The sequence below is a fragment of the Pseudoalteromonas sp. SG44-1 genome, from assembly GCF_014164315.1.
GTDB classification, from domain to species: Bacteria; Pseudomonadota; Gammaproteobacteria; order Enterobacterales; family Alteromonadaceae; genus Pseudoalteromonas; species Pseudoalteromonas rhizosphaerae.
The window spans coordinates 28,463-49,784 of the sequence record NZ_JACJEW010000033.1 but is presented as its reverse complement, the minus strand read 5'-3'; the positions used below and the strand labels follow the sequence as shown (position 1 = coordinate 49,784).

Below are 21,322 nucleotides of genomic sequence, written 5' to 3'. Positions count from 1 at the left end.
GGGCAACACTAGTGGGCGCTGTCGATGTCGATCATCTTATGACGAATAGCCAAATGAGTTAGTTCAACATCACCACCCACATTCAGCTTTTCAAACATTCTATAGCGATAACTGTTCACTGTTTTAGAACTTAAATTAAGGCGTTCGGCAATGTCTTGCACCTTTTCACCTTTAGTGATCATTAACATGATCTGTAATTCACGTTCAGATAAACTCTGAAATGGACTTTCATCAGTACGACCCGTCACTTGCGCAAGGGCAATTTGTTGAGCTATTTCTGGTGCAATATAGCGTTGTCCTGCATTTACTGCGCGAATTGCATTGACCATTTCATCAGAGCCCGCCCCTTTGGTTAAGTAACCATGAGCGCCAATTTGCATCACTTTACTTGGGAATGGGTCTTCACAATGTACAGTTAACACAATAATTTTCACATCAGGGCAATAGCGACAAATTTTCTTGGTCGCTTCTAATCCGCCAATACCTGGCATATTCATGTCCATTAGCACAATATCAGGAGAATGCTGACGGCAAAACTGTACCGCTTCTTCACCTGTTTTAGCTTCACCAATTACTTTAAACCCACGAACATCATCTAAAATACGTTTGATACCCGTTCGTACGAGTTCATGGTCATCAACTAAAAGTACATTAATCAATGGGACACCCTCATATAACCTAACAGCATGTCAGTATGACAATTTAATTCGTCACACTAACACAGAAAATCTGAAACGATAACCCAATTATCGTTTCAGATAACTAATTTAAGATGGCGTTTTTTCACTGAAGCGGTCAACCCACAAGGCAATTACCCCATCACCGGTAACATTACAGGCTGTGCCAAAACTATCCTGAGCCAGATAAAGCGCTATCATGAGTGCCACAGCACCTTCATTGAAACCGAGCATGCTGGTTAATAAACCCAGCGCAGACATGACTGCCCCGCCCGGAGCACCCGGCGCGGCAATCATTACCACACCTAGCATCATAATAAACGGCAACATCCCAAATAATGATGGTACATCCATATTTGGTGATAAAAACATCACCGCCATCGCGCAAGTTACGATAGTGATCGTTGAGCCAGATAGATGAATAGTCGCACACAAAGGTACAGTAAAGTTAGCAACATCTTCTTTTACATTATTTGCTTTGCTTGAGCGTAAAGACACTGGAATAGTCGCAGCGCTTGACATAGTGCCTAAGGCTGTAAAGTAAGCTGGGAGCATATTTTTAATTAATTCAATTGGGTTGCGTTTTAATAAAATACCCGTACCGATATAAAGAATACTTAACCATACCCAATGCATTATTAATGCAGCAATCAACACCACACCAAACGTTTGTAAGGTATCAACAACAGTGCCTGCAACTGTCATCTCAGCAAACACACCTGCAATATAAAACGGTAATGCTGGAATAATAACTTTTGCTAGCAAACCATCAATCACATCGCGGCCCTGATCCGATACTTTTTTCAAGGTCTCTAGCTCTAATTGGCTCATACCGATGCCAAACACAAACGCTGTGGCAAGCGCGGTCATAACACCCATCAATGGTGGGATCTCTAAATCAATAAAACTTGCCACTTCGGTTGCTATTTCAGCTTCAAAGGTTAAACCGCCATCAAATAACGGAATAATTGCACTAACAACCATCACAGCTAATGTGCCTGCAATAATGGTCGAACCGTAGGCGAAACCAACGGTTTTACCTAACAAATGGCCTGAACCTTTTGGTAAACCTGCAATTCCTGATGCTATAAAAAATAAAATAATTAGTGGAATAGTAAAAGTGATCAGCTGACCAATTATTTCTTTTACCGTGTAAAGGAGTTCAACACCTGTTAGTGGAACATATAAGCCCACTAAAATACCGGCCAATATACCGGCAATTAATTTTAAGATTAACGTCATTGTCATCACTTCATAAATTTTGATGGGTGAGGTTTTAGCATGTTTTTAATTATATGTATCATAAAACCGCTCAACAACAGCCTGTTTGCACAAAATACAATCACTTTTAGCGTTAAACGCCCGTCTAATTTGTTCATTATAATATCAACTAGGCAATTCATTATGATCTAGCGCATATAAATTTTGGTCAGTATTTGTATCCCTAATAATCCTATGTCAGCATAACTGATAGTATTTTGGTCTTAATAACTATACTTACAAGCAGTCGCTGTTTTTATTTCATTCAGTTATAAGCCGAATAGATATATCTTATAGCCAAACTTTACTTTAGTTTTTTTAATTCAGCAGTAAAGTGTCACTATTACAGATCGATTACATAAAAATCGGTCACGATTGAATAAATTGCACCTAAGGGAACATTATGTCTACTTTTTTTGAAGATAACTCACTAAGCATCGGTAACACACCGTTGGTAAAACTTAATAGTGTTACAGGTGGGAATGTATACGCTAAAGTTGAGTCGCGTAACCCAAGCTTTAGTATTAAATGCCGCATTGGTGCATCGATGATTTGGGAGGCTGAAAAATCAGGTCAACTTACCAAAGACAAAGAGCTCATCGAGCCTACTTCAGGTAACACAGGTATTGCACTGGCATTTGTTGCAGCCTCTCGTGGTTACAAGTTAACGCTTACGATGCCAAACACTATGAGCTTAGAACGTCGTAAACTATTAAAAGCACTTGGTGCAAACCTTGTACTTACAGATGGCGCTAAAGGTATGAACGGTGCGATCGCTAAGGCAAAGGAAATTCAAGCATCAGCCCCTGAAAAGTTTATTTTATTGCAACAATTCGAAAACCCTGCAAACCCTAAAATTCACTTTGAAACAACAGGCCCAGAAATCTTTAATGCATTAGATGGTAAAGTTGATTTCTTTGTGGCTGGTGTGGGTACTGGAGGTACAATTACTGGTGTCAGCCGTTATTTGAAACTTGAAAAAGGCCTTAATGTAAAATCAATCGCTGTTGAACCAACTAATTCGCCAGTGATCAGCCAAACACTCGCGGGTGAAGAAATTAAACCTGGGCCACATAAAATTCAAGGTATTGGCGCAGGCTTTATTCCTGGTAATTTAGATCTATCAATGATCGATGGTGTAGAGCAAGTGTCTAATGAAGAATGTATAGCAATGGCTCATGAGCTGATGAAAAAAGAAGGTATATTAGTTGGTATTTCATCTGGCGCTGCGGTTGTTGCGGCAAAACGCATTGCTGAGTTACCTGAAAATGCAGGTAAAAATGTCGTAGTAATTTTACCTAGTGCAACTGAACGTTATTTATCAAGCCCACTTTTTGCTGAAGAGTTTTCACAGCAAGAGCTGGTTCAATAAGTTTAAATAGCTTTTGAAAAAGGATGCAAACTGCATCCTTTTTTATTATTTATTGCATTCACATCACTAATTCTTACCGTAAACTTTACATCTGTCGTATTTCGTCACACACTAAATCATCACTAATAAATCTATTTATCTAATGAAATCATTTATAACTCTTTGCACTGCTACATTTTTACTGCTGTTAAGCGGCTGTGGAAATGAAGATTCACCAAAAGGTGAAAAAAATACCCCAGGAAATAGCGCAGCACTATTTTTTGATACACTTTATAACGAACAGGATCTGAGCAAAGCCACTACCATGGCCACACCTAAAATGGCGCGGATCATGAACTCTTATGGCACCTCAAAACAATTTGCCCGCAATTTAGTCAACATGCAATACGATGATGTAGTAATTGAAGTTGATATGACTAATATGAGTTTAAGAGAACAGTATGGCGATACAGCCAATATCAACCTTATTTTCACAGGCCACTTCAATGGTAATAAAGTTGATGATATGCGCAGCGTAAAAATGGTGCGTAAAAAAGGCAATTGGTATGTTGATAAAATCAATGCCGATCCTTTTGCACGCTAACGCTTTATATTAAATATTTAAATAGCTTAACAAGCCTTGCTCGCAGCAAGGCTTGTTAGTTTTCGCTATTACAGTTCACCTGGCTGATAATTATCTACCGCAATAGCCTGTTTGCGTAGGTTATTTGCAGCATGTAGCTTTTCGCCTTGCTCATCAGTTATTAACTGTTTTTCAAGCGCACTGTCGATTGCAGTTGCTATATCAGCATTACGGTTAAGTGTGCCGTCACGTTGCCATTTCTTCAATCGTTTGAAGGCGGAGCTGGTATCATGCATCGCCATAAACGCATTCTCCATCACACCAGTACCCGCTTTATCATCCACATAACATAAATGAGTTAAGCGGTTTCTAAATACCCCAGGTTGGGTCATATGCTCACAAATTGTTTGTGCAAGTTCATCACTTGGGCGCTGATAATGATTACCAAGCGGAAATACAATACGTTTTAAAATGAAGTTAATAACTGGGTTTGAAAAGTTTTTGAAAAAACCGTCAAATGCTTGGCCAATTTCAAACAGTGACAATTCAACCGCATATTTTACGAACGGAAGATCAGCTTGTTGACGCCCCTCGTCTTCAAAACGTTTTAATACACAAGATGCTAAGTATAAGTGGCTTAAGACATCCCCTAAACGCGCTGAAATCATCTCTTTACGTTTAAGCTCACCACCAAGTACTAACATTGCCACATCAGTGCTAAAGGCAAGTCCTCGGCTCATACGCCCTAACTGCTTATAATATGAAGCAGCCTCACCGCAAACGGGCGATTTTGCAAAATAGCTTCGCGTTAATCCATGTATAAAAGCCATACTCGCATTAGTAGCGGCAAATAAAATATGCTGCAGTAATAATGAATCAAATTCTTTTAACGCAAGATCGTCATCTTCCATTGCTGCGGCTTCCATTTCTTTGAGTACAAATGGGTGGCAACGAGTTGCACCTTGACCGAAGATCATCAGATTACGGGTTAAAATATTCGCCCCTTCAACAGTAATTGATACTGGAATGCCCATATAACCGTGCGCTAAATAGTTATTTGGCCCCACTTGGATCCCCTTACCCGAATGAATGTCCATAGCATCATTCATTACCGTACGGCCCATCTCTGTCATATGATATTTGGCAATCGCAGTCACCACTGATGGGCTTAATTTTAAATCAATGGCTCCGGCAGTCATTAAGCGGCATGATTCAAGACTATAGGTTAGTCCACCAATGCGAGCCAGCGCCTCTTGCACGCCTTCAAACTGCCCGATAGAAACACCAAATTGTTGACGTACCATTGCATAGGCCGATGTCATACGGGCACATAAATGCCCTGTTGCACTGCTCAATGCTGGTAATGAAATACCGCGCCCGGCACTTAAGCACTCAACCAACATCCGCCAACCTCGTCCAGCCCCTTTTTGACCGCCAATGATCCAATCAAGAGGAATAAATACATCTTTACCGTAGGTTGTGCCATTCATAAACGCCATATTCAATGGATAATGGCGCTCACCCGTTTCCACACCAGGGTGATCTGTTGGGATCAGCGCACAGGTTATACCTAGCTCTTTATGTTTACCAAGTAATCCATCGGGATCATACATTTTAAAAGCAAGTCCAAGAACCGTTGCTACGGGTGCAAGCGTAATGTAGCGTTTTGACCAATTTAATCGTAAGCCTACAACTTCTTGGCCTTCAAACTCACCCTTACACACTACGCCAGAGTCAGGAATACTGCCAGCATCAGAGCCTGCTTCAGGGCCTGTTAGAGCAAAACACGGCACATCATCCCCTTTCGCAAGTGAAGGTAACCAGCGCTCTTGCTGCTCTTTTGTACCATAATGTAATAGTAATTCACCAGGGCCTAAACTGTTGGGCACCATCACGGTGACTGCAGCTGTTAAGCTTTTAGTGGCGATTTTAGCTACGATGGTTGAGTTTGCAATTGCTGAAAACTGGCGTCCGCCAAATTTCTCGGGAATGATCAGCGCAAAGAAACCTTGGGTCTTTAGGTAATCCCATACTTCTTTTGGCAAGTCTTTATCTTTTTGCACAATATGATAGTCATCAAGCATTGCCAACAGTGTGTCCACTTCATTGTCTAAAAATATTCGCTCTTTTTCGCTCAACTCTGGCTTTGGGTAGCTGTGAAGTAGTTGCCAATCAGGATTGCCACTAAATAGTTCTCCATCCCACCACACGTCGCCCGCTTCCATCGCTTCACGCTCAGTTTGCGAAAGCGGCGGTAATACCTTTTTAAACATTTTAAATGTCGGGCGACTGACGAGATTTAAGCGGATATCTTTAACCGCAAAAATAACTATCACCAACACCAGTAACAAAATAAACACTGACATGGAAACTATCCTTATTAATTAATAAAACAGATTGACTTAATTATGACCGATCCTTTAATAAATACAATGCCACTGTAAACTCGCATTGCCTGAGCTAAAGAGTCGGTTATTGATAAACTTTGCCTAACACATAGACGCTGCTATCATCCTACCCGATAAATAACAAATATAAGGGTTAACATGACTACTCCACATTTTAAGCTCAGTTTGAGCGCAATAATGGTTGCCAGCACATTAGCATTAAGCGGCTGTAACCAAGAAGCCACTAACACAGTAACTCAAGCTGCAAGCCCTGCGCCGGTAACTGCAAAAGACGCGCAAGCCTTTTTAGATACGACAGAGCAAGAGCTCAGTGCTTTATATCTAGAATCAAGTCGCGCGGAATGGATATACGCTAACTTTATAACGCATGATACATCAGCCCTATCAGCTGAAGTAAATCGTAAAATGACCGAAGCGGTGGTTCGCCTTGCTAACGAAGCTGCACAGTTTGACTCTCTCGAACTTGATTATGACGCACGTCGTAAACTCGACAAATTAAAATTGGCACTGACTTTACCTGCCCCACAAGATGCAGAAAAAACAGCAAAACTATCACAGCTTGTGGCTGAACTTGGCGGTATATATGGTAAAGGTAAATATTGTAAAGACGATGGCAGCTGTTTAAGCCTAGGTGATATGACTGCAACAATGGCCACCAGCCGTGATTACAACGAACTGCTTGATTTATGGCAAGGTTGGCGCCAGGTATCAAAACCAATGCGTCCACTGTATGAACAACAAGTTGTATTAACCAATGAAGGCGCTAAAGAGCTTGGTTATGCAGACACTGGTGCAATGTGGCGTAGTAAGTATGATATGCCAGCAGATGATTTTGCCAAAGAACTTGATCGTATTTGGGGGCAAGTAAAACCATTATATGATTCGCTGCATTGTCATGTTCGTGCCAAGTTAGGTGAAAAATACGGTGAAGACAAAGTACCTCAAGACCAACCTATCCCAGCGCATTTATTAGGTAATATGTGGGCGCAATCGTGGGGCAACATTTACGATGTAGTCGCACCTGAAAATGCCGATCCTGGTTATGATGTAACCGCATTATTAGCCGAGCATAACTACGATGAACTTAAAATGGTACGCGGCGCTGAAAAATTTTTCACCTCAATGGGATTTGCACCTTTACCTGACACCTTTTACCAACGTTCGTTATTCACTAAACCTGCCGATCGTGATGTACAGTGCCATGCTTCAGCGTGGAATATAGATAGTAAAGACGACTTACGCATTAAAATGTGTATTCAGCGTACTGGTGAAGAATTCTCAGTTATTCACCATGAGTTAGGTCACAACTTCTACCAACGCGCTTACAATACCCAACCGCTTTATTATCAAGAAAGTGCTAACGACGGTTTCCACGAAGCCATTGGCGATACCATTGCGCTTTCGGTAACACCTGGTTACTTAAAAGAAATTGGTTTATTAGAGCAAGTGCCTGATGAATCGAAAGACATTGGCTTATTAATGAAGATGGCGCTGGATAAAGTTGCCTTTATTCCATTTGGTTTACTTGTGGACCAATGGCGTTGGCAAGTATTTTCAGGTGCAGTAACCCCTGAAAACTACAATAAGGCATGGTGGGAATTACGTGAAAAGTACCAAGGTGTAAAAGCACCTATCGCACGAAGCGAAGCTGACTTTGATCCAGGTGCAAAATATCATGTGCCAGGTAATACACCTTATACACGTTACTTCTTAGCGCATATTTTACAGTTTGATTTCCACCGTAGTTTATGTGAAATAGCAGGTAACAAAGAAGCCATTCATCGCTGCTCAGTATACAACTCTAAAGAAGCAGGTGAAAAACTCAATGCTATGCTAGAAATGGGTTCAAGCCGCCCTTGGCAAGAAGCATTAGCCACCGTAACAGGTAAACCTGAAATGGATGCAACAGCCCTACTTGATTACTTTGCGCCACTGCAAAAATATCTTGATGAGCAAAATAAAGGCCGTCAATGTGGTTGGTAAGTTAACTAGTTAAATAGCAAAATGCAAAAGCCCGCTCAATTGAGCGGGCTTTTTTAGTATTGCAGTACTAAATTTACAGTTTGATTAGAACTGTAAGCTTACATTTGCAAAGTAAGCGTCATAACCAGAATCATCCCAGTTATTACCGTAACCCGCTTTTAAGCCAACATTTTTGTTGAAGAAATGTTGAGCACCAAAAGTGTAATCATCGTTTTTATTAAATGTAACAAACGCTGATGTCGCTTTAGTGAAGTAGTAATTAGAACCTAATTCCCATGAACTACCACTGTCGTCAGTATCTGAAATAGTACCTTCAACTGTTAGGTAGTTACCTTGCTTAAGGTCCATGAAATATTTTGCATTCACTGCACGGTAATCAAACTCATCGTCTGATGTTAAAGTGAAGCCGATGTAATCTGTGCTGTTTAATTGGTGGTTATATGCTAAATCGAACATAAACACATTATCAGCATCTTCAACATCAATAAACGTTGCTTTTAATAATAAATTTGGATTAAAAAAGTAACCTGCTGATACATTAATTTCATCTGTGCTTGAACCGAAATCGCTGTCATGGTTGCTGTATTTAGCACCCACAACGAAATTCTCAACGAAATACTCACCACCAATAGTCGCTACATCACTAGAGTCATTATCAATGTATGAACCATATACGTTGGTTTGCTTATTGATGTACTCAAATTGATCGTAAGGACCTAAAGTCGCTTTTGGAGAGAAGTAATACGTTGAATCAACGCTCACTGTGTCGTTGCCATCGGTATCCTTATATCCTAAATGGCTAATTGACTGATAGTTATCCGCAGCAGTCGCGGCACTAGAAAGAAGAATACTCGAAATAATAACTGCTAATTTTTTCATAAAAAGATTTCCCTATTTTACATTGTTTTATTGCTACAAGGTTTAACGTTTAACCGGTTGGTTAAGACGGGGCACATCCTAACGCGAGTAAACTGAATCGAAACTTAACTAAGTGCTTGTATTTGATTATAAAAATGTAAGTGAATGTAGGAAAATGTAAAAAAAAAGTAGCGAACAGGAATGTTAATCGCTACCATTTTAAGAGCTCAATTATGATTAAAGCGCGTACTGGCTGATTATCCGGTACACATCATTGATATTATCACCCGATTTAAAGTCTTTACTGATCGGTGTTGGATCAGAGCCAACCCAAATTTTTAATTCAGCATCTAAATCAAAATGACCGGCACTTTCTTTACTAAACTTGGTAATTTTTGAATAAGCGATACTGATCATCTCTATTTTTGAGCCAGTGACCCCCTGCTTATCTAACAAAATTAAACGTTTGTTAGTAAAAATAAACATATCACGTACCACTTTATAGGCTTTTTCGACTTGTTCACCTTCAATCAGGGTATTTGCCAATACTTTTTCTAAATCATCGTCATCAACTTCACTGGCATTACCCATTAAACCACTTAATAAACCCATTATATTTGCTCCTGTTTAAATATTTGATTTTCTAATGTATGCCCGTTTACCAATTGGCGATAACGCCAACCTTGCTGATAACAATGTTGCAGTATGGTGATATCAAATGGTGTCGCCGTTTTTTGGTACTCAATAACATATTCTTTAGCTTGACTCATATATACTTTAGACACATCTGCTAAGGCTTGTATTTTGGCTTCAACATCTGGGTAATGCTCGCTCAGTAACAATGTAATAAATCCAGACTCTAGTTCGCTATTATCACTGTGTGTTGGATGCTCTGTGAGCTTGCCTTTATCAAGGTGAAGTACATGTGAACATAAGCGTTCTAGTTCAGTTAAATCATGCGAGCTTAAAATAAAGGTAGCCTCACTGCTAAGATTCGCAACCACTTCGCGTACTTCGCGAGCATGAATAGGATCAAGCCCAGCGGTTGCTTCATCCAACATGACTATTTGTGGTTTCCCGATCAACGCTTGACCTATGGTGACACGTTTACGCATTCCATGTGATAAATCATCAGAACGCTGTTTAGCAACGTCAGCTAGTCCGACTAACTCAAGTACGCGGATCGCTTCTGCTTGGCTTTGCTTATTTGACAGCCCTTGTAGCTGGCCATAAAACGCCAGTTGGTGAGCGATACTAAAGCGCGGATCAAGTTGAGCATCTTGTGGTAACGCACTGAGCTTGCCAAACAATTCACTACTGCCGGGGTTATGCCCAATAATATTGAGCGTGCCTTTTGTTGGTAAAATATAACCGCATAACAAACTAAACAAGGTGGTTTTACCAGCACCATTTGGCCCAACCAATGCTACTGGCGCGCCTTGCTGGATCTCAAAACTTACCTGATCAAGGGCCAATTTATTACCATACTGCTTAGTTAAACCTGTTGCGTGTATTAGTGTGCTCATAGAGAACTCCTTGCAAAAATACGCTGAGCAATCGCTAGCATCACGGTAGTTTGTATTAACGCAATGCCAATGCTATTAAATATTCCTGCGTTTTGTCCTGCCATTTGATCAAGTTGTACGCCAGGGAAAACATAATCAAGCATTGCCAAAACGGGTATTTGCCAGCTTAAAATACTGACCACAATATTCCCGCCAGCAAAAAATAATACGGCAAGCACCACAGTTAAACGCGCTGAGCGTGCAAAAGTATTTAACAACGTCATTAGTGCTATAAAGGGCAAAACAGCAATTAATAAATAACAGAACAAAACAAAGCTGCGACTTATGCCACTGACTAATAATGCTGGATCTCTAAAGACCATAACTGCAACTGAAGCTACCAAGGTAACAAGTATTAATGCTGCTAAAATAAATACCTGTCCTAAAAAGCGGCCAAATAACATTTCATTTCGGGTAGCTCTAAGAGATAAAAAGCGTAGTGTTCCTCGTTGTTTATCACCAACAAGTTGGTCGCTACATAAAAACAAGCAGAAACTAGGAAAGCTATACAATGCAATTAACCAATACATTGCTAATTCAGCTTCAGGCCAATCGAGTAATTTACTCAGTCCAATAGCACCAAATACTTGTTGTGCTAAATCGGCTATTTGGGGCGAACTAATTAAGCTGACCGCTTGACCTATCGGATAGCGTAAAATCAATAACCAACAAATCGAAAATGCGGCAACAGCAAGTAAGCCGCGCTTGGTTAAAAATAATCTCACTAGTTCAAACTGGGCAATCTTTAATAATCGCTGAGGGTGGAGTTGCGTCACAGATATTCCTTATTAATCTATATACAGCTTACACTAAGGGCAAACGTGTTGAATTACTAGCAAAAAAAAGCCCGTATTAATACGAGCTTTGTAACAAATAATGTAGTCTTACTGATCCGCAGGCTACAAATTCTGTTGATATATGTCGAGTGCTTGGCTTAAATCAGCGATCAAATCGTCCACATCTTCAAGGCCTATATGTAAGCGGATCACTGGCCCTTGCGTCCAACCAGTTACTGAGCGTAAACCTTTCATAGTTAAGTTGGCAGTCACTAAACTCTCAAAGCCTCCCCACGAGAAGCCCATTTTAAAATGCTCTAAACTATCTAAAAAGGCATCAATCGCGCTTTGGTTCCCTTGTTTCATAACAAAAGAAAATAAGCCATTACTACCATCAAAATCACGCTTAAAAAACTCATGACCCGGACACGTTGCAAATGCTGGATGACGAATATGGTCAACCAATGGATGCTGCTCTAACCACTTCGCAACTTCAATCGCGGCTTTTTCATGCTGATTTAAACGTACCGCCATAGTGCGCAGGCCTCTTAACGCTAAATAGGCGTCATCAGCCGACGTACATTGACCAAGTAAATATGAATTTTCTCGTAGTGTCGGCCAGTATTTTTTATTGGCCACTGCCACACCCATCATCACGTCCGAATGACCCACAATGTATTTAGTTGCCGCTTGAATACTAATATCCACCCCGTGTTCAAGTGGGCGATAATGCAAGCCATTACCATAGGTGTTATCAAGCATGGTCATTACCCCATGCTCATTGGCAACTGCAACCATGGCTGGTACATCTTGAATTTCCATAGTGATAGAACCAGGCGACTCTAAAAACAGCACTTTGGTGTTGTCTTTGATCAGCGCTTTAATATCTGCCCCAATTGTTGGTGGATAATAAGTCGTCTCAACGCCAAAGCCAGCTAAAATTTTATCGCAAAAATCACGAGTTGGTTCATAGGCATTATCTACCATTAAGATATGATCGCCCGCTTTCAAAAAAGCCAATAGTGTGCTGCTAATCGCCGCTGCACCACATGGATAAAGCGCACATCCCTCACCACCTTCAAGCTCAGTGATCGCTTCTTGTAATGCAAAATGTGTAGTAGTACCACGACGACCATAAAAAAGTGTTTTATCGCCACGTTTTTTTGCCGCTTTTTTAAGCTCTGCCACTGAATCAAAAACAACTGTCGATGCACGTTGCACTACGGGGTTAACCACCCCATGAGTATATGCTTTTTTACGTCCGGTACTTACTAACAGCGTATTTTTATTGCTTTTTGTCGTCATCATTAATCCTTAAAATATTTCGTTCGAACATACTCTGCACTATGCTTAATCTTGCAAATTACACCAATAGTCGATTAAATAGCGCGAGATAGAATCAGCTCTTGGTAGCTTTAAATGCTCCCCCTCTTCGTGCCAATTGCCAAATTGAGCAAGCTCTTCACGGCTAAACCACTGCGCATCGTCTAGTTCGTCTTTATCAACCTGGATATCTTCCGTAACAGCTTCAGCGATAAAGCCCAGCATAATCGATGATGGAAATGGCCACGGCTGCGAGGCAATATACTGAACATTTTCAACCACAATGCCCGCTTCTTCCATCACTTCACGCGCCACCGCTTGCTCTAAGCTTTCGCCCGGATCAACAAAACCAGCTAAAGACGAATACATACCTGCTGCCCACACAGCTTGGCGACCAAGTAAACAGCGTTCAACACCATCAGCAAATGTACGCGTTACCACCATGATCACGGCCGGATCAGTTCGCGGAAACGTTTGGTGTTTACACCCATCATTACTACATAAACGTGAATGACCCGCTTCAACAAGCTCATTTTCGCTGCCACAACGTCCACAAAAACGATGAGTTGCATGCCAGTAACACAAACCTCGTGCCAGTGCAGCCATTGAGCCTTGCGCGATTTCCACTTGCACCCCAAAGCGGCGAATATCGACAAACTCAGCGTCACCTATCAGCTGGCTTAAGGCGGCTTCGTCTAGCTTGCTTACATCAAGTGCGAAATGACTGGTTTGCTGCTCATCTAAACCTAAAAATATCGCTTCGTTTAGTGCTAAGTGACTCACATCACTAAAGCTTAAAAAAGTCACAGCAATATTATTTATATCAAATAAAGTGTGATTGTTATTCACCAATAACCAACGGCTTTGCTCATTTATTTGTGCTGCCACCCATTGTTGCTCTTTACGTAGGTTTGATGCGCGGTTTAAAGGCATCTGGCTGTAATTTAGCATGCTTATCCTTGTTACTATTTAGATGGCTAAAACTACCATAAGCTTACACGAAACCCAATTTATTACTGACGTTGAAACAGCCAAAAAAAAAGCCCTGAAGGGCTTTTTAAACACACAATAAATTCTGTCGTAATTACAATGTAGCTAAATGAGCCTGTAATTTTTGATTTTCAGCTTCGATATGCTGATAAAACTCTAAATCTTCAAGTTTGCTTGCTGCTGCTTTATCAATAACAATCACAGCATCTTTATGTAACTGAAGCGCAGAGGCTGGACATTTAGCCATTAACGGGCCTTCAATCATAGCATGCACTGCATCAGCCTTATTTTCACCCGTAGCAAGTAAAACAACTTTTTTCGCCTCCAAGATCGTACCAATTCCCATCGTAATTGATAACTGTGGCTGATATTCATCAGCAGCAAAAAAACGGGCATTATCATCAACGGTTGCTTTAGTCAGGGTTTTTACACGAGTACGTGAACGCAGACCTGATGAAGGCTCATTAAAGCCGATGTGACCATTACGTCCGATGCCTAATAACTGTACATCAACACCGCCTGCTGCAACTATTTTGTCTTCGTATTCTTTGCATGCTGTAATTGGGTTTAGGGCATCCCCTGGCGGTACAAAGGTATTATCTTTGTTTATATCAATATGGCTAAACAATTGCTCATTCATGAAGTGGCGGTAACTTTGTGGATGATCGCCCGTTAAACCTAAGTATTCATCTAAATTAAACGTTGTTGCTTGTGAAAATGAAATCTCACCCGCTTTATTTTTAGCGATTAATTCTTGATATAACGCAACTGGCGTAGAGCCCGTTGCTAAACCGAGCACTGACGTTGGTTTTTTTTGTAATTGTGTTGCGAAAATATTTGCGCCATATGCTGCTACGGCTGCTGCATCATTTAAAATTACTATTTGCATATTAATTTGCTCAGTTATTAAATTAGTTGATGAAAAAATGGGACCTAAGTCCCAACCCCATGTGCAATCGGATTGGGCCTTAGATCAAACCAAACAGGGATACACTATTTGGTCAACACCATTATGACAACGCTGTCATTATTGCCATTCAATTTTAGTTTGTAAAGTAAAAGTGAATAAAAATTTACCTTTTTTACTGTGCTGTACATTAGCCAGCTAAACACTGACAAATATTTTGCGCTTATACATCCAATGTAATAAATGCATTTGCACCAGCAAAAGCGCAACCACGCCAATCAGTGGCTGCCAATCGGTAGCTGCAGCTGTAATAAAGCCACCAAACACGCTATGGCTTATAAACTCCCAATTCACTAAGCTTGATGCCAAATAAATAATGATTGAGTTAGCGCCAATAATCACAAACGGATAAGCTAATTTTTGGCCATTGAGAATATCAATCACCGCATAAAACACAGCCAGTAATATTGCGCTCCATCCGACTGTGACTAAAACAAATGAACTGGTCCATAATTCTTTATTAACTGGAAACTGTAAATCCCAAAGCCAACCTAAGCAAACACTCACAACACCTGCAACAAATAATATGCCTGCTGTTTGCCATTCGCCAATCTTACTTGCTCTGGCGATTAGTTGTCCTGCAAATACCCCAAACATGGCATTCACAATAGCTGGTAGACTCGATAACACGCCCTCGGGGTCGACGGCTCTATTTTGATAACTAATACCGGGTAAAAAATGCGAATCAAACCATGTATTCCAACTCCCCTGTGCACTTAAATCACCAGCGTTACCTCCTGGTACAGGAATAAAACACATCAAGATCCAATACCCTAGCAGGAGAGCGATTGCTGTAAAGAGCTGTGTGCGAATACTGGTATGCCACACTAGCATTGCACAGAAAAACCATGCAATCGCTATTCGACCAAGTACACTCGCATAGCGTATTTCATCGAAGGCAAGCGGAATACCTGTGCCCCAACCATGGTTATACATCACCCCTAACCCGCACAATAGCAATAACCGCTTTAACGCTTTAGCATAAAAAACTTTTCGCTCTTGCCATGGCAGATGATCGATGCGTTTTGGTGCTAAGCCCATCGCCACACCTGATAAAAAGATAAATAACGGAAAAATCAAATCGTAAAATGTAAATCCATGCCATGCACTGTGTAGCGTATGCGCTTCAAATACCTGCCAACCGGTCCAACCGGTTAAAACAAATAAAGCGGCAAAAATAGATTGCCCACCTAAAATCCAAAACATATCCATGCCACGTAAAGCATCAAGAGATGCTAAGCGCTTTTTACTCGGCTTTGTGTCTGTATGTGCTGTTGTCATTATTTTTACTCTTAAATAAAAAGCCCGCGATACAACTGCGGGGTTTTTACAGGGAAACATTACACTGCATTACCTGCAATATAAGTTGCTTTTACAAACTGATGTTCATCGAGCACCACAAAGTCTGCATCAAAGCCATCAAGTAAACGTCCCTTTTTCTTGAGGTTTAAATATTCTGCTGGATACAGTGCAGCCATGCGTAAACTTTCACTGAGGCTTACATCCAATGTATTAATGGTATTACGCACTGCACTGGCCATGTCTAATACACTGCCTGCTAATTCGCCCGTACTTGAGTTTAATCTATCCCCAGTACGAATTACTTTGCGCCCGTCAAAAAAATCAAATTCCATATCATCGGTACCCACTGGTGGCATTGCGTCAGTGACTAACATAATTTTGCCGCGCTGTTTGGTGCGAATAGCTAATTGTGCAGACAATGGATGTACATGATGCCCATCAACAATTAAGCCACACCAGCTGTTATCATGCCAAAGCGCAGCGCCAACCACGCCTGGTTCACGCGATGTAAACGGCGACATCGCGTTATATAAATGTGTAAACCCATCGGCGCCAGCATTGAGTGCCGCCATTGTCGTTGTATAGTCAGCATTAGTGTGACCTAGTGATACTTTTACACCACACGCCACTAAGCGCTCAATATCAGCAATGCTGACATTTTCTGGCGCTAAGGTAACCATTTTGATACCTAAATCTTGACGCGCATAAATGGCAAATTCTTGTTCGCTAATTGGGCGAATAAACTGCTCACTGTGTGTGCCTTTTTTTGGAAAAGACAAATGCGGACCTTCAAAGTGAATACCTAATACACCCGCGACCCCTTCGCATATTGCTTTTGCTGTTGCATCAGCAGCTGCTTGCATGGTTTCAACTTTATCGGTGATAAGTGTTGGCATCAGTGCCGTTGTACCAAATTGACCATGCGCTTTTGCAATACGATCTAAGCATTGTGTGCTTTGCTCAGCATTAAAAAATGCCCCGCCACCGCCATTAACTTGTACATCGATAAAGCCTGGCGCAACTAAACCATCTAGCTCAATAACACTGCCTGTGGTGGAAGTTTCAAGATGAAAAACGCCATTTTCAACGCTGAATAATGCATTATCTAGAAATTTTTCAGCCGTGAATAAACGTGTCGCGCGATAGAAGGTTTTCATTACAGTGCTACCTTTTGGTCTTGCTCTAATACTGATTGCTGTGCAAAATAAATTGCGCCCATTTCAGGCGGTTGCTTTGGTACTTCAACGAGTTTTGCAATTGCTGGGTCAAGCCATTGATTTAAAGGCTCTGCAAGACCACCGATCATAGATAAACGCGGAGGATTGTTCTCTAATAAACGATGCGCTAACTGACTCACGTATTGCGCTCCGTCTTTTACAATGGCTAAAGCGATTTGATCGCCTTGGTGTGCTGCATCAAATACATAGCGAGCAAGTTTTGCATAGCTACTTGACGGTTGTCCGGCCATTTGCTCTGCAATGCCCATTGCTGTGGTGACATTAAAATGCTCTTTAACCACTGGCGTCATTATCGTGTGAGGACCTAAACCATCTAGCTCCATTAACACCGCTTTAATTGCCTCTAAGCCCATCCATGCGCCACTGCCTTTATCGCCAAGTGCAAAACCATGACCGCCGTAATTCACCGACTGCCCTTTTACATATGAAAAACCACATGAACCAGTACCCGTGATTATCACAGCACCATCACCGCCTTCATGAGCCCCGATACACGCCGTATGTAAGTCAGTAGTTAAAAACATTTGTTTAAATGGGTGCTCCCACTCTGTTATTTTTTCATATAAGTTCGGTAAATTAACACCCGCCAATCCTAAACCGGCATACACTTGATGAATAGACTCTAATGGCAAACCTGCATCGCGCATCGCCAATTGTGTAGATACCATTATTGACTCTAATGTGCGCTCCAACCCATGTAATGGATTCGCAGGGCCACCTAAACCTGTTCCTAATACCCCGTTTTGCACAGAGTATATAGTTGCACGGCACTTAGTTCCGCCACCGTCGATACCAATATACAATTGGTCCTCATTCGCACTCTTAGCCATCATTTAACGACCTCTAACCTTCGTTTTATATTTGTATTAATCGCATGTTTTTTTATTATCTTAATGCGATTCACCATCAACCCATGTTGAATTAATGTTACACAACAAATGACAGCGTTGTCATTAAGTTTTTTATAAAAAATCTCACATATCCCACATTTATCTCTAATTAACTGAATTAAATAAATAATTAATATCAATTAAATTAGTGTCGACTATCTTTTAACGTAATAATAAGGTTTAAAAATGACATTATTACCTAAAAAAACAACAAAAATAGTGATTTATAACACTATTTTCATAACTTAAATGGCCAAAAAACATAAATAAAAATGCAGAATATGCATTCAGTTTACCAAAAATAATAATTTAGTAAAGATTCACTGTCGATATTGGAATATTTTTTCTAGTGGTAGATTAAAAACAATCGCGATCTTAAAAGCGACCTCCAGCGACGGTGAATACCTTGCCGCTTCAATTGCGGCAATTGTTTGACGCGTCACCCCTACGACTTCAGCTAATTGCTGCTGCGTCATTTCATTATGCTGAAACCGTAATGCACGGATCGTATTAGTAATCGCTAACTTTGCCATTCTAACCTCTATATAATAGCCAAGCTTCGGCCCCAGTGCCGATTATCTCGCTCACCAACGCTGCGATTACTAACTGGTGAACCGGACTAATTGCAAACCCAAAATGTGGGTCAATCAGCATTGCAAACACCGCGTTCACAACGCCTAATTGTAAAATAAGTAGTGCAACACTTTTTGCTTTTAAGGCAATAGCCTGTTCACGTTCATCTTTCGCTTGATCCGCATATTTAGTATTAAATATCGCTAAGATAATGTGCATCACAATAAGCATTACAACGGTTTGTATCGTAAGTGATATCAACAAGCCACTTGCTAATAACGGATCCATCTGAGCTTCTGGCGTCATTGATAATACTGACTGCAAGTAATTAAACAACACAACCATGGTTATGCACATCTCAAGTAACCGCGATTTTTGTGTATAACTCATATCACCCCCTTATAATAATAAATTTGATGTTAAGTATACTTAACATTAATGACTATAAGAGTGGGCTCACATCATGTCAAATATTTTTAACATGATGTTATGTTTTTAATACATTAGTTTCAAAGTAACAGGGAATCATCAATGCAAAAAAACTGTGCCGCACTTTGTTTTAATGCATCAGCCGTCAGTCTATCAGCGCCATAGACGTCACACGGTACATTATAATGATGCTGTAAATGACCCAGTAATAAGGCAAAATCCCCGTCGCCGGAGAGTAAAATAACTTTGTCGAGGTTTTTACCTTGTTCTAGCATGTCGATGGTGATGCCGACGTCCCAATCGCCTTTTGCGCTGCCATCTTTACGCTGAATAAATGGTTTTAGCTTTACCTCAAAACCAATCGCACGAAGAATATTTTGAAATTGAGATTGCTTTTCGTCCCCGCGATAAATTGCATATGCAATCGCGCAGTCTATATCATAGTCATCACTGATTTTTGCCCAAAAGGCATTGTAATCAAAGTTTTTTCGGTAGCTCTCTCGACAGGTGTAATAAATATTTTGGACATCGACAAAAATCCCCACTCTCGGCTTTTTCGCCGTTGTACTATGTATCTCTTGACTCATGCGTTATCCCTTTTAAATTAATCACGCTACTGTAGCATACCCTGATTAATTTCAAGCCCTTGCATTTAGCTTTCAAGTAACCTAAATTAGTTACATTGAAGCATGTAACCAAAATTGGTTACTTTTCTTTATGTAACTTAAATCAAGGACATTTATGATTGCGGTGATCAGCGGTGATGTGATCAAATCACAACATATTCCAAAGCACGACTACGATGCGATGCTCTACCAGCTCGACCAAAGTTTGCGAGCAATTACTCAACGCCATCTGGGACAAAGTATTATTTATCGAGGCGATGCGTTTCAGGTGCAAATAAATCAACCAGCCCAAGTATGCCGTGTCGCAGTGCTGCTTTACTTACATCTTAAAGCCACCGGCTATGAAATTCGCCAAAGCCTTGCCATTGGTAAAATAGATAATGCTAGAGCCGATATTAAAACAGCAACAGGCTCTGCATTTACATTATCGGGGCGCGGTCTTGACGAAATCCATAACCAACGCTTTACTCTTAGCAGTATTGATGAACTCAAAAATGATGGCTTAACCCTTAATCTAGCTTTTATTGACGTGCTCCTGAGCAAAATGACACACAAACAAGCGAATGCCTTATATGTCTATTTAACCGCAGAAAACAATCAACATAGTGAACTTGCTAAACAATTAAAAACCAGTCGTGAGAATGTGACCAAGTTACTTAATCTTGCACATTATCAGTTGATCGAGCGTTTTTTAGACTATGCAGAGCAGGCCATTGCTAATGCCGTGATAGGAGTAAAAAAATGAGTTTTATGTTGTTATTAGTTGCATTATTTATCGGTCATATTTTAGCTGATTTTTATTGGCAGCCAATGAGTTGGGTTAATAACCGTAATACACGTCACTTTCGTGCTAAAAAACTGTACTTGCATGTGCTAGTGCACGGTCTAACTACAGCAGCAATTGTCAGCTGGTGGGAGTTTAGTTTTGGCTGGCAAGAGCTCTCGCGTATCGGTATTGCCACAGCTATTGTTATCGTGACCCACTACTTAATTGATTTAGCAAAATCATATTCAAACAAAGGAGTTGTGCCATTTATCATTGATCAACTTGCTCATCTTGTCGTGATACTACTACTGACTGTGTGGTTGAGCGACAACAGTGAATTTATTACCAGCATTTGGCAATGGCTGATAACCCCCACTACATTATGGGTGCTATGTGGCTATTTACTGGTATTGAGTCCCAGTGCAGTGTTCATTCGTATGATGTTAGAGCGTCTCACTACCGGGTTTAGCTCCACAGGAAGTTTACCAGCAGCGGGGCAAAGTATTGGCATGCTTGAGCGAGTATTAATGCTTACATTTATTTTGCTAGATCAGTTGGCTGGCGTTGGCTTTTTATTAGCAGCAAAATCGGTATTTCGCTTTGGCGACTTACGTGCCAGTAAAGATAAAAAACTCACCGAATATGTTATGCTCGGTACACTTTTAAGTGTCACCGTCACCTTATTTATTGGCTTAGCAGTTAATTATCTTAAAGCATTATAGAAATAAAAAGCATAAAAAAACGCGCCAGCTTAGGC

The 21,322-nt window shown here is 40.7% G+C and carries 21 protein-coding genes; 5 read left to right on the top strand and 16 right to left on the bottom strand.

The window, feature by feature from the left end:
* Positions 1-8: 8 nt before the first annotated feature.
* Together uvrY and H5187_RS15330 are read right to left on the bottom strand one after the other, a co-directional pair.
* Positions 9-659, bottom strand: a complete 651-nt coding sequence (uvrY, locus tag H5187_RS15335; RefSeq protein WP_016707677.1) for a UvrY/SirA/GacA family response regulator transcription factor — start codon at positions 657-659, stop codon at positions 9-11.
* Between the two features lie 108 nt (positions 660-767).
* The gene (locus tag H5187_RS15330; RefSeq protein WP_145242298.1) at positions 768-1,919 is read right to left on the bottom strand and encodes a dicarboxylate/amino acid:cation symporter; all 1,152 of its coding nucleotides are present in this window, start codon (positions 1,917-1,919) and stop codon (positions 768-770) included.
* A 421-nt stretch (positions 1,920-2,340) separates the two neighbouring features.
* Between H5187_RS15330 and cysK the strand changes: the two genes are divergently transcribed.
* Positions 2,341-3,309 carry a cysteine synthase A gene (gene cysK, locus H5187_RS15325; protein ID WP_182798014.1) on the top strand — a complete coding sequence of 323 codons (969 nt, stop codon included), beginning with the start codon at positions 2,341-2,343 and terminating at the stop codon, positions 3,307-3,309.
* Between the two features lie 142 nt (positions 3,310-3,451).
* Positions 3,452-3,892, top strand: a complete 441-nt coding sequence (locus H5187_RS15320; RefSeq protein ID WP_182717977.1) for a hypothetical protein — start codon at positions 3,452-3,454, stop codon at positions 3,890-3,892.
* Positions 3,893-3,960: 68 nt separating this feature from the next.
* Here the strand turns inward: H5187_RS15320 and H5187_RS15315 are convergent, their stop codons facing one another.
* Entirely contained in the window at positions 3,961-6,237 is a 2,277-nt protein-coding gene (locus H5187_RS15315; RefSeq protein WP_182798013.1) for an acyl-CoA dehydrogenase, read from the bottom strand.
* A 180-nt stretch (positions 6,238-6,417) separates the two neighbouring features.
* On the opposite strand from H5187_RS15315, the gene H5187_RS15310 reads away from it, so the two are divergent.
* Positions 6,418-8,262 (top strand): M2 family metallopeptidase, encoded by a 1,845-nt coding sequence (locus H5187_RS15310; protein WP_149982965.1) that lies wholly within the window; start codon positions 6,418-6,420, stop codon positions 8,260-8,262.
* A gap of 84 nt (positions 8,263-8,346) precedes the next feature.
* Here the strand turns inward: H5187_RS15310 and H5187_RS15305 are convergent, their stop codons facing one another.
* From H5187_RS15305 to H5187_RS15245, 13 genes are all read right to left on the bottom strand, one after another.
* Positions 8,347-9,141 carry a putative porin gene (locus H5187_RS15305; RefSeq protein WP_149982964.1) on the bottom strand — a complete coding sequence of 265 codons (795 nt, stop codon included), beginning with the start codon at positions 9,139-9,141 and terminating at the stop codon, positions 8,347-8,349.
* 216 nt (positions 9,142-9,357) lie between these two features.
* Positions 9,358-9,732, bottom strand: coding sequence for a PH domain-containing protein (locus H5187_RS15300; protein WP_182784947.1), 375 nt, complete (start codon positions 9,730-9,732; stop codon positions 9,358-9,360).
* Entirely contained in the window at positions 9,732-10,646 is a 915-nt protein-coding gene (locus H5187_RS15295; protein ID WP_182784945.1) for an ABC transporter ATP-binding protein, read from the bottom strand. The genes H5187_RS15300 and H5187_RS15295 overlap by 1 nt, the downstream gene beginning before the upstream one ends.
* Positions 10,643-11,461 (bottom strand): ABC transporter permease subunit, encoded by an 819-nt coding sequence (locus H5187_RS15290; protein ID WP_182717973.1) that lies wholly within the window; start codon positions 11,459-11,461, stop codon positions 10,643-10,645. The genes H5187_RS15295 and H5187_RS15290 overlap by 4 nt, the downstream gene beginning before the upstream one ends.
* Before the next feature lie 123 nt (positions 11,462-11,584).
* Complete coding sequence (locus H5187_RS15285) at positions 11,585-12,766, bottom strand: cystathionine beta-lyase (RefSeq protein ID WP_182794519.1); 1,182 nt, start codon at positions 12,764-12,766, stop codon at positions 11,585-11,587.
* Between the two features lie 45 nt (positions 12,767-12,811).
* Positions 12,812-13,735: an NAD(+) diphosphatase gene (gene nudC / locus H5187_RS15280; protein ID WP_182784943.1), complete on the bottom strand. Its 924-nt coding sequence runs from the start codon at positions 13,733-13,735 to the stop codon at positions 12,812-12,814.
* A gap of 133 nt (positions 13,736-13,868) precedes the next feature.
* Positions 13,869-14,663, bottom strand: coding sequence for a glucosamine-6-phosphate deaminase (gene nagB / locus H5187_RS15275; protein ID WP_149982959.1), 795 nt, complete (start codon positions 14,661-14,663; stop codon positions 13,869-13,871).
* A gap of 216 nt (positions 14,664-14,879) precedes the next feature.
* The gene (gene nagX, locus H5187_RS15270) at positions 14,880-16,022 is read right to left on the bottom strand and encodes a transmembrane glucosamine N-acetyltransferase NagX (protein WP_182798012.1); all 1,143 of its coding nucleotides are present in this window, start codon (positions 16,020-16,022) and stop codon (positions 14,880-14,882) included.
* A 59-nt stretch (positions 16,023-16,081) separates the two neighbouring features.
* Positions 16,082-17,200 (bottom strand): N-acetylglucosamine-6-phosphate deacetylase, encoded by a 1,119-nt coding sequence (nagA, locus tag H5187_RS15265; RefSeq protein WP_145242321.1) that lies wholly within the window; start codon positions 17,198-17,200, stop codon positions 16,082-16,084.
* Positions 17,200-18,114: an N-acetylglucosamine kinase gene (gene nagK, locus H5187_RS15260; RefSeq protein WP_149982958.1), complete on the bottom strand. Its 915-nt coding sequence runs from the start codon at positions 18,112-18,114 to the stop codon at positions 17,200-17,202. The genes nagA and nagK overlap by 1 nt, the downstream gene beginning before the upstream one ends.
* Before the next feature lie 377 nt (positions 18,115-18,491).
* Positions 18,492-18,704, bottom strand: a complete 213-nt coding sequence (locus H5187_RS15255) for a helix-turn-helix transcriptional regulator (RefSeq protein WP_149982957.1) — start codon at positions 18,702-18,704, stop codon at positions 18,492-18,494.
* Position 18,705: 1 nt separating this feature from the next.
* Positions 18,706-19,134, bottom strand: a complete 429-nt coding sequence (locus H5187_RS15250) for a hypothetical protein (protein WP_182794486.1) — start codon at positions 19,132-19,134, stop codon at positions 18,706-18,708.
* 119 nt (positions 19,135-19,253) lie between these two features.
* On the bottom strand, positions 19,254-19,760 hold the full coding sequence (locus tag H5187_RS15245; RefSeq protein WP_179959226.1) for an NYN domain-containing protein: 507 nt from the start codon (positions 19,758-19,760) through the stop codon (positions 19,254-19,256).
* A 154-nt stretch (positions 19,761-19,914) separates the two neighbouring features.
* Between H5187_RS15245 and H5187_RS15240 the strand changes: the two genes are divergently transcribed.
* Positions 19,915-20,544 (top strand): hypothetical protein, encoded by a 630-nt coding sequence (locus H5187_RS15240; RefSeq protein WP_182794487.1) that lies wholly within the window; start codon positions 19,915-19,917, stop codon positions 20,542-20,544.
* Entirely contained in the window at positions 20,541-21,287 is a 747-nt protein-coding gene (locus H5187_RS15235) for a DUF3307 domain-containing protein (protein WP_149982955.1), read from the top strand. Before H5187_RS15240 ends, H5187_RS15235 begins: the two co-directional genes overlap by 4 nt.
* The last annotated feature ends 35 nt before the right edge of the window (positions 21,288-21,322 follow it).